The sequence below is a fragment of the Psychrobacillus sp. FJAT-21963 genome (assembly GCF_001420585.1).
In the GTDB taxonomy this organism is placed as follows: Bacteria; Bacillota; Bacilli; order Bacillales_A; family Planococcaceae; genus Psychrobacillus.
In genome coordinates, this window is record NZ_LJIY01000001.1 from 406358 (window position 1) to 416597 (window position 10240).

General features: G+C 36.8%; 6 protein-coding genes. All 6 read right to left on the reverse strand.

The genetic code is table 11. The annotated features are described in order from the left end of the window. Nucleotides 1-21 precede the first annotated feature (21 nt). Complete coding sequence (locus AN959_RS01875) at nt 22-537, reverse strand: type VII secretion EssA family protein (RefSeq protein WP_056827816.1); 516 nt, start codon at nt 535-537, stop codon at nt 22-24. Further along, on the reverse strand, nt 527-3373 hold the full coding sequence (gene esaA / locus AN959_RS01880) for a type VII secretion protein EsaA (protein ID WP_056827818.1): 2847 nt from the start codon (nt 3371-3373) through the stop codon (nt 527-529). The genes AN959_RS01875 and esaA overlap by 11 nt, the downstream gene beginning before the upstream one ends. Continuing rightward, a complete protein-coding gene (gene essC / locus AN959_RS01885) occupies nt 3370-7851 on the reverse strand; it encodes a type VII secretion protein EssC (RefSeq protein WP_056827820.1) in 4482 nt (1493 codons plus the stop codon). The genes esaA and essC overlap by 4 nt, the downstream gene beginning before the upstream one ends. 37 nt (nt 7852-7888) lie before the next feature. Continuing rightward, nucleotides 7889-9064 carry a type VII secretion protein EssB gene (essB, locus tag AN959_RS01890; RefSeq protein WP_056827822.1) on the reverse strand — a complete coding sequence of 392 codons (1176 nt, stop codon included), beginning with the start codon at nt 9062-9064 and terminating at the stop codon, nt 7889-7891. A gap of 13 nt (nt 9065-9077) precedes the next feature. Then, nucleotides 9078-9317 carry an EsaB/YukD family protein gene (locus AN959_RS01895; protein WP_053590396.1) on the reverse strand — a complete coding sequence of 80 codons (240 nt, stop codon included), beginning with the start codon at nt 9315-9317 and terminating at the stop codon, nt 9078-9080. Between the two features lie 141 nt (nt 9318-9458). Then, complete coding sequence (locus tag AN959_RS01900) at nt 9459-9752, reverse strand: WXG100 family type VII secretion target (protein ID WP_053590397.1); 294 nt, start codon at nt 9750-9752, stop codon at nt 9459-9461. Nucleotides 9753-10240 lie beyond the last annotated feature (488 nt).

Genomic DNA, 10240 nt, shown 5'->3' on the forward strand with positions numbered 1-10240 from the left:
TGTTCCCCCTCTCCCGAGTGTTTATGGACGTATCGATTTATTTGAAGTAGGAGTGTTAACCATTTTAGGTATAAACACCATGAATAACGTAACAATACCTACCGCGATGATTGCGAGTAATATCATCGTTCGTGTCTTATTACCTGCTGGTTCCTCCATATTTAATGAGGTGCCAGACTGCTCTTTTTCCCCTTTGCTTTCATTTGAGAAAAGCTTTAAATCAGAAGTTTTTGCTGAAACTGTGCTTATCTCGCCTCGTTCTGAAGTTTGAAATAAATAGGACGTATCCTTTCGATTTGGAAGTTGACGTCTTCCATCAAAATAAATATTAAATTGCTTTTCAGGGATGGTATTTTTCATTTCTGTCTTTTTACCATCATGCAAATAATCGGTGTTTTTCTTGAACTTCAATTTCTCATAAATAACAGGTTCTAATTCTTTACTAGATTTTTCTTCGTTTGCATGCACAGTTGTTTGTGCTAATAACCAGCTGATCATTAGCACACAAAACAGTAGGGTAAATTGTTTAAAGCTCATAGGCTTCAGCTGCCTTGGCAGATTCCACTTTTTTATTTTTATTCATAAAATAAGAAACGGTTAACATGATTATTGCAATAATGGCTGTTATAATCGCTCCAGCTATAAAACTTGTTTCTGGCTCATATTTAATGGACATATAAACGGTAGATAAAACATCTGGAAGTTTAATGTCTGGTACTGCAAGGATAAGAAGTGGAATGATGTATAAACACATCAAAGCGACACTTGCTATCCAACCTGCCGATTGACCAAATTCAAGAGCAGCGCGAATAATGGAAGCACCTGCCAACAACAAGAGTATCGTGAATATTGTCCACTCAACTGCTCGTTGATCGTTTAGAATATACATGTTGATGCTGTATAGACTTATAATCAGTCCGACTAGTATAGAAAGTATTGCAGTTAATCCTAATCGTAGACCGATTGGACCATCCTTCATTTGATACGTAAAGTATCCTATCAGTAGACTGCTAATAAGCAAAATGATAAATAGAATAACTGGTGGAACTTTTTTTCCTTCATCTGATAAGGTTGCTTCCCCTTTAACTTCTAACGGATTCACGAAGTGATTGAACACATATCCATTCTCTTGACCATCCACATACGTATTCGCAAGAAATTCTTGAATGTCCCCATCAAAATCGGACATAGCGTCCACGTTTGTTTCCCACTTGTTGCTGAATTCATTGGAAGTATCTTTAATACCATCGGCTTTCACATGTAAATCATTGGCGTAATTCACTAAACTATTTTGTTTCTGTGATAAAGCTTGAATCATCTCACTTAAGCTAAGGAGTTGATTGCTTACATTTTGTTGTCCTGCCACTACTTCTCCTTCCGTAACTGTTGCTGAAGGTTCGGCTGTTCCCATCGTGGAAGGTGTTTGAATTTGCTGAAGAAGCAAATTCGCTTGCTGATCAATAGAATCTAAATCACTCACTAAGGAAGCATGTTGCTGTTCTGCTGTTTCCTTATATCCAGTCATCATCGCAGCAAAAGTAGTACTTAAATCAGTCATACCGAGCTGAGTTGCTGGAATTCCATCACTCACAGAAGTCCAACTTTCAAGCTCTAATTCATTCATATCCACCACATTTTTCAATAGAGCGGTTAAAATTTCATCCTTTAGAAGTGCGTCTTTATTCGTACTTCCCCCACCTTCATTAAGCGTAAACTCAAATTGTTCCAAGGTTGCATAATAGGAAAGCAACGAATTCAATTCTGTATTCGCCGCACCCTTTGTAAATAATTCTTCCAATCTAGTTTTCTGATCAGCCGATAAACGATCATGCTTTAGAAGAGACTCTTCCTTTTGCTTAATAACGGCTCCAATTTTTGCAGTATCTGCAGGATAGGAATTTAAAATTTGTTGAACAGATTCATATTCTCTGTAAACAGAATTGTAGCTTTCTAGCAAGCTTGCATAATCACCTGATGCTTTTACATAATCAGTTGCTCCTGATTGATTTGCATTCGTCCAGACTGTTTCCTTTTCGGAAATAACTGTTTGAACAGAAGTTAATTTAGCTTGAAGCTGTTCTAGTTCACCTAGTAAGGTCGAGGCAGGATCTGTTTTAGCTACTTTCGCTTTTAAGGAAGTGAGCGCTGATAATATTTCGTTAACCTTCGCACGTTCCTCTTCCATGTTTGGTAGCACAGTATCAGTTATTACAGTTGCTTTACGTGCCATTTCCTCTTGAATCGTTGTTAGAAGTTGTGGATTAGTACCGATATTTTCAATACCTAGTACTCCAGTTCCACTTTTTCCTGCTGCAATACCTTTTTCTAGATTGCTTAGAATTGTATTGTTATATCGATCTATTGCTGTACCTTGAACAACTAGGAGGTCTGCAAGCTGTCGATCAACCTCACTCTTACGCAATTGAGATAATGCATTGAATTTTTCTTTATTCTCATCTATAATCCCATTTACTTTTACTATTTCTTCATTCAATCTTTCGTTGTTTTCTTCTAGTTGTTGTACGGATTTATTAAATTGCTCTGTTTGAGTCGCTGCAGCAGCATGAATTTTTGCAAGACTGTCGTTTTGAACTTGCTGTAGTATTTCTTTCTGTGTATCTTGAAATTGTTTATATTGTTGTACATATGTGATAAAACCATTCATTTGCTGACCAAAAGAATCAGCATTTTGAATACGAGAATTATAGCCATTATTGGCAGAACTAATTTGGGAAAGTAGTCCTTGCATTTGCTCTTTTTGTCTTTTCATTTCTTCTGCCAATGTTTCGGACTCAGGTTTATAATAGCCTGCCATTGCAGTTAAAAATTCTGTTTCTTTCCCTAAAATATTCTTAAATTCTTTCTTAATATGATTCATTTCCTGTGCAACATAGCTCCAGTAGAGTGTCGAGATTTTTTCGTTCACCCTATTAGTAGCTGATTCAATTTCATACAGGACCTTTTCTTTACGAACGCCAGTTTTCTGTCGTTGAACTTGATAAGAGAATTCCGCTTTTTTTGGATTTTGCTGATCATAAGACATAATATTTTCAGAGAAATTAGAAGGAATGTATACAATTGCTTCATACTGGTTGGATTTCAATCCATTCTCTGCTGCCCCGCGTCCCATCACTTCCCATTTATATGGGGAACCATCCGCCAAAATGGAAACAACCTCCACTCCCATATCAACATTTTCATCTTCTTTCGATAGACCCTGGTCTTCGTTAACAATTGCGATTACTCGCTTATTTGGCGTATTTAAATCTAAAATATTTACACCCATTAGTTGAAAAAATAAGATGGGAAGAGCTAAGATGAGCAATATTCCCGCAATCAGTTTCCACATTTTACTTTTATCCGTCGTTTTCATTGAACGATCTTCCTCTCAATCTTGCATAACGGGGTTAGAACTTTTGTAGCATTCCCGTTTAAAATATAATGTGCAAATCCTAGCGGAAGTTCCGCTTCTTTTCGTTCGTATGCCAATGTATATAATGTCTGCTCTGATTTCTTCATAAATAGAAGTGCTTGTCGGACTAGCTTCAATTCATTTGTAAATGCATCATATCCTTTCGTGATTTCAGCGTTATTACCAGAAACAATGACATTAAATCCTAAATGTGAATACTTTTTCATCAGCTTAGAGAGTCGATCTTGAATACCAGGATCTGCAAGCTGTAAAAATCTTGTGTAGCCATCGATAATGAAATAAGAAAGCACTATCTTTGGTGTTCCGTTTCCTTGTTGTAAACTTTCTAAATACTCTTTTTCTACATTCACGTAATATTGTTCGATATGTGTGACCCAGTTAACAAGAGCTTCTTTCGTTTCTAAATAATTTACTTTTGATTCCTCTGAAAACATGGACAATCCACGATCGAAACTATCAAATACTGCAATAAAGCCTGTTTCCTGCTCTTCTAGATTTTGAATAATCCATTTCAGCGCATTCGTTTTTCCTCTTTGAACTTGCCCGACAAGAAGGCAATGACGATTTTTTTGGAAATTAATTGTCACTGGACGAACCGTTTCCTCATTTAATCCAATTGGAACAATTCCATTTTCTTTTTTTCGATCGATATAAACAGGAAAGCTGATGGATGTTAATTCGAAAGGTAGCATCGGTATTGGTTTAGGAAGTTCATACTCGCTATATTTAGCTATTAAAGATTGAACTTTGGATTTAATTGCTTCCAATACGTCAAAATCATCTACACCACTTGCAGGCAAGAAAATTTGTGCAAATTTGACATCCTCTTTTTTAACAATAGCTCTTCCAGGGAATGGTTCCAAATCAAATGGAACTCGACCTACAATTCCATAAGCTTCACTCGTATCAAATAAATAATGAATGATTTTTGTTTTTAAGTTATTCATAAGTGACTGTCTAACAGATTGCACTCTTGTTGCCGTAATCAATAAATAAATTCCCAGAGATTGCCCGTCTCGCGCGAATTGGATTAACTGTGCTTCCAATTCTTCCATCTCTTCGCGGACAATATCATAATTATCCACAACGATATAAATCAGCGGTAATGGCTTTGCAGTCAGATTATTGTACATATGAATATTACTAACTTCTGCTTGTTGGAACGCTATTTTCCTTTCGGAGATTTCATTTTTCATTAATTTTATTAACTTTTCACGTTTTAACTCTTCGTCAATCGTGAAATAATCCGCTGTGTGGGGAAGCTGTCGAAGCGGTAGCAACGAACCGTTCCCATAATCTAACATATAAAAATGCGCTTCACTTGGAGTTAACCTACTACTAATCCCTAATAGCATCGTTAATAAAGTGTACGACTTTCCATATCCTGAAGAACCAAAAATACCTACGTTTCCATCCTTTTTCCAGTCATAAGCAATTGGTGTTTGACTCTGTTTCTCCGGCTCATCCATCATTCCAATTGGAAAAGCCAGCTTTGTAGTCAATTCTTCTTTTGGACTTTCTATTCTTAATGCAAGTGGAGGCAACCAAGGACTAGCTAGCTTTTGAATGGAAAGATCTTCTTGGATTTTTGCTATTTTTGTAGTGACAGCTTCCATTTCTGTTAGACTGCTCTTTTTCCTGCTCACATTCGTTTCAATACCAGAAAGCGGATTTAGACCAAGATCAGTTACTATAGCTACATCGTCTTCTCCTTCAAGCGTTTCTTCCATATAAGGTGACCCGCTCCAGGCAGATTGGAACAATTCATATACTTCGTTATTCCCTACCTGTAAATATCCACGACCTGTAACAGTGATTGTTGCAGCATCCCCATTTTTTAATATTTCTTTACTATCGGATGCATCCTGCACTTTCAATGCAACACGGAAACGCGCATTACTCCAGATCTGCTCATCAATGATTCCACCCGGCTTTTGAGTTGCCAAAATCAGATGGACACCTAGACTTCGGCCAATACGTGCTGTACTTACTAGCTCACGAATAAATTCAGGTTCCTCGCTTTTCAACTCGGCAAATTCATCTGAAATTAGAAACAGATGTGGCAAGGGCTCATTTGCCTTTCCTTCTTTATAAAGTGTCGTGTAATCATCAATATGTGCGACACTGAACTGATCAAACAGACGCTGTCTACGCTTCAGCTCACTATTAATAGAAGCAAGTGCACGCATACTAAAGTTTTTACTACCTTCAATATTTGTGATCGTACCTAAAAGATGAGGAATATTTTTAAATGGCTGTGCCATCCCCCCACCTTTATAGTCAATCAGTAAAAACGCCACTTCATGCGGATGAAAATGAACGGCCAGCGATAGAATATATGTTTGAAGAAATTCACTTTTCCCCGATCCAGTTGTACCAGCTAGTAAACCATGAGGTCCATGTGCTTTTTCATGAAGATTTAAATGAACAAGTTCTTTTTTCCCTTTAAAACCAATTGGGACAGCAAGAGATTTGGCTGATTCGTTTGTCTTCCAATTCCTACTTATCGGTACATCTTCTACGTCCTTCACTCCGAACATTTCCAAAAAGCTGACGGAGTTTGGTATAGAGTTTTTCATGCCTATTTGATGATTAAGCGTTTTTAGGGTACGAGCAAAACGTTCGTTCGTCTCCTGTTCGTAATGATCCAAGTGGAAAGGTTTTTCTAGTGCCTTTCCAGCGTCGATTAAAATATCGCCTTCTCGTTCGTTAACATAACGGACAAGCGTATGAACATTTTCGGTCATTCTCTCTTGTGCAGTTTCGGCAAAAATGACAGATATACCAAGATCCTTATTATTTTTGCGTTCTAAATATTCGAGTATGACATGCTCTGCTAGTAAGGAATAATCCGTAATGATAAAAATGAGATGTGGAGCAAATTTTATTTTCCCTTTCATTTCATCGGCATCACGTTCTCGTATTATTTCATAAAGCGACGACAGCAACTGATCGCGTGTCTCCTCATTATGAATCAAACCCTTTGCATGCATATGAGGTAACGTAAAATGTGGCAACCACTTTATCCACTCGATATCTTTGTATTCTTTATTGTTGAAAACGTAAACGAATCTTACATCGTGGTAACTATGAGAAAATGCGAGTTGCCCAATAATTTGCTGCAGCTCTCGTTTAATAACCGATTCTTTCCCAATCAGACCTAATATCCCCTCTGATAAGTGTGTTGTAATGGGTGCATTCGGTAGTTCTTTATAAACTTTTTCCATTCGTTGCGCCTGTTCGAGAAGGTCATCTACTTCTCTATTCGCTAAATCACCTGATGACAGAGAAATTTCATAGCTTGCAGGAACTTGACCAGTACCAAGTCTAAATTCCAAAAAGTCATGACTGTCTAATGTTCTTTCCCAGATTCGACCAGACAACTGCTTCGTCATTTGTTTCATTTCTTCAAAAGACGGGAAATGATACTCTAATACAAATTTTTGTTTTTCAGAAAGCTCATAAAGCTCTTGACGCATATTATTCAAGTAAACAGTATATACTCGTCGCCTTTTCTCCGCATTCAACTTTCGTTTTTTTCGATCTTTAAAGTATTGAACCGTCGATGTGATTAAAACCAATACAAACAAAGTAACGGAAATAATAATATAAGTCCCTCTTGGAATAAAAATTGCAACAACACCCATTACGATTAACATAACGAGTGGCAGAGCGATAATTAGCCAAAGACTTCGACCATTATCATCGCTTTCCTGAGTAGGAAACGATAAGGAAACCTTTTCTTTTGGTAAATCATATATCATCCGAGGTGTCCGTCTATACTCAGGGTATATATTTAGTATTTCGGATTTAGGTACGTCTATCTCGGGAAGAATAGTTTCATATTTTACCGAAGAAACGACTTCCAACATATCCTTTTCAACAAGTTTCATTTCCATGAACGCCCATTGTAGGACGTCACCTACTTGGAGAACATGATTAGATTCGGAACGTTTTCCGTTTACATATAAAGGACAATTAAATTCTTTCTTAATAATCCAACCAGCTTCAATTTTATTTAGTGAAAAATGTCCAAACTCCACTTCTGGAAACTGGACTTCTTGTCTTTGGAAAGTTGCATTCTCTAGTTGACAACTAAACGATATTTCATTTTCATAATCGATAAAGTAGGTCTTAGATGTAATAGGTGAGTAGGATATATATAAACGAAGAACCCGTTCTCGTTGTTCAATGGTGATGCCCTTCGCTATACTTATATCTCCTATTTTTTTATTGCCATCATGGACGTAATACTTATTTTCTTCTTTCTTAACTGTTATTGGCCGATGAGTAAAAGGGTAGGACAATATCGTGAGATCGTGCTCAATACCAGGTCCGATTGTGAGGGATGATAAATCATTTCCCTCCCAATTTAACCGTTGATAATCATCCCCATAAAAAACCCATAACTGCAACACTTAGTACACCTTCTTTCAATCCGTTGTTATTTTCCACTTAGTTATCGTATTCCTCTTCTTCTTCCATCAGTTTTTCATATTCTTCTACTTCTCTATCTATTTCCTCTACAAGTGTTTGAATTTCTTCTCCTGAAAGATCTTGATCTGCTTTTATTTCCTCTCTTCTCTTCAATAATCCATAAGTAATTAGCTCTCCATCTTCCATGGCACGTGCTATATCAACTGCATTCTCCGCTTCTCCTCGACCTATGTAAATCCAATACTTCAAATAATCTACATCAGTTTGAAGAGTTATGTTAGAAAGCACATTCTTTTTCTGTTCCTCGTCTAATCGCTCATTTGTAACGGTAGAATAGGCAAGTTCATAAAGAACGACATACGGCATGGACTTGACACTATATGGACTCAGTTCGGTAACAACTTGACTGTAATTTTGACCTAGAAAATATTCATGGCCAAGGGTATATGCTTCGTTTTTGGGCTTTTCATGAATGAAATAAATAATAGTAAAAACGATTGCAGGGAGTAGTAAAACCCCAAATCCGATAGATAAGCCCTTTGTAATTTTCCACTTTTTGCGTGGCAACCTAACATTTTCTTTTTCTCTAATTTCTAGCTGGTCAAGCTGTTCACTAATATAGTTCAGTAATGACTGGCTGTCTTGCATCGACATGATGGATGAACCGATTTCTTTTAACTCTAGAATCTCGGAATACTTTAAGTACTCTTCAAATGTGAAGGATCCATCAATAGCAGCTGCTGCAACTGCTTTCGTCTCTAACCAAATGCGTTCTTCATTTTTTTCAAATGGGGGCAGGCTACCTTGCACTCCATAATAAATGAAGAGAGGCTCCATTCCTCTGCTATATACAGTATTTTCTGGGCAGACAATGAGATTGAGGCGTGGATATGGGTGGGAATGAACCTTCTCAACAAGCTGATAGGCGAACATCCAGCGAGATTTTTCATCTTCCTTATGGATTTCACTAAATCGTTTAAAGGTATTAGGAATTTCTGCTTGAATGATCAATTCGTCATCTGTAATGACTATGTCTTTCGTAATTTTTGGATTAACTTCTTTCAAAAATATAATCTCAGAAGTTCGTTTAAAACCAACTCGTTCCTTCTGGAATACAAAAGTGGTTTTATTTTCTTCTTGATTTATTTCTGCTCCTATCCGATTTTTCAAATATGTATGTATGTTAGTCGCCATTTATATTGCTCCTTCAAATGATTTCAATACGATCACCAGTCGTAATCCCGCACGCTTCCATCGTCAGATGCCCTGGGTAGATTTTATCCTTATTAACTACTCGAACCCAATGCCCTTCACGCGGAGTACTGGAAATCGAATTTGCTTGCCATGCAATATCAATCATTTTTTTCATCGTATAATAATTAGAAAGCCTTAAATCGATTACATTACTCTCATAATTCGAAAGATCTACCGTAATCTCTATATACATAATTCGTACCTCCTTAAAAAAGCGACAGTCGTTTATTGATGGTGATGTGAAATGAAAAATGGAACAATCTTTATTCTTAAGGAAAAAGCGTCTTCCAATGAGGAACACGCTCTTTATTTATCCCAACTAAGACGGAACAACTTAACCGCGAATTTGTCCTGCAATTTGTTGGTCTGCGTCTTGAAGCGCTTGACCAGCACGGCTTAATTGAACTCCAACTTCACTTAAAAGCTCACGCATTTCATTAAAATGTGGTTTTAATCTTTCATATTGCTCAGCAAACGCTGCACTTGAAGCACCTTCCCAAATAGATTGAAGCTCCCCGATCATTCCATCTAGACGACCAATTTGAGAAGCTACTTCACTTGATTCATGGTTGTAACGTCCAGCCATAGCATCAAGCTCAGCGGGTGTTACGCGAATAATTCCTGACATTCCATACATCTCCCTTGTTATATAATTTAGTAAAATTTATAAAATAACTGCCTTCAAAAGTAATCATCCGTTCTCAGATAGTAGAACAAATAAATCACCTTTTACTTACAGATATTCCTGACCTTGTGCTTTCTATGAAACCACCAAAATATTAGGAGTAACTTCCGACTATTCTAAAATAGTCAATTAGCGAAGTGCCCTCTATATGTGTTGAAAACATTGCACTACTTATGAATTACCAACTTTTGACTTACATCCACATTACTTTCATCCCCCATATAATAAGGAGATAAACCTAAATTGAAAAATAAATTTATTATTCTTGTAATAGTTGTAATGGTAATTACTAGAAATATAATTTCCTAAGTTTTCCTTAATATTATAAATAACACTCTATTTTCTCTCCGTCAAAGAAATCCAAAAGGTCATATTTTTCACATAGAACTATCATCACACAGACTATTGTCACTAAATTTAAAATATAAAAT

Excerpts from the sequence above, each read along its gene's own strand:
- AN959_RS01895 (WP_053590396.1), bottom strand. The coding sequence starts at position 9,317 with ATGTATATAGAGATTACGGTAGATCTTTCGAATTATGAGAGTAATGTA.
- essB (WP_056827822.1), bottom strand. The coding sequence starts at position 9,064 with ATGGCGACTAACATACATACATATTTGAAAAATCGGATAGGAGCAGAA.
- AN959_RS01875 (WP_056827816.1), bottom strand. The coding sequence starts at position 537 with ATGAGCTTTAAACAATTTACCCTACTGTTTTGTGTGCTAATGATCAGC.
- AN959_RS01900 (WP_053590397.1), bottom strand. The coding sequence starts at position 9,752 with ATGTCAGGAATTATTCGCGTAACACCCGCTGAGCTTGATGCTATGGCT.
- esaA (WP_056827818.1), bottom strand. The coding sequence starts at position 3,373 with ATGAAAACGACGGATAAAAGTAAAATGTGGAAACTGATTGCGGGAATA.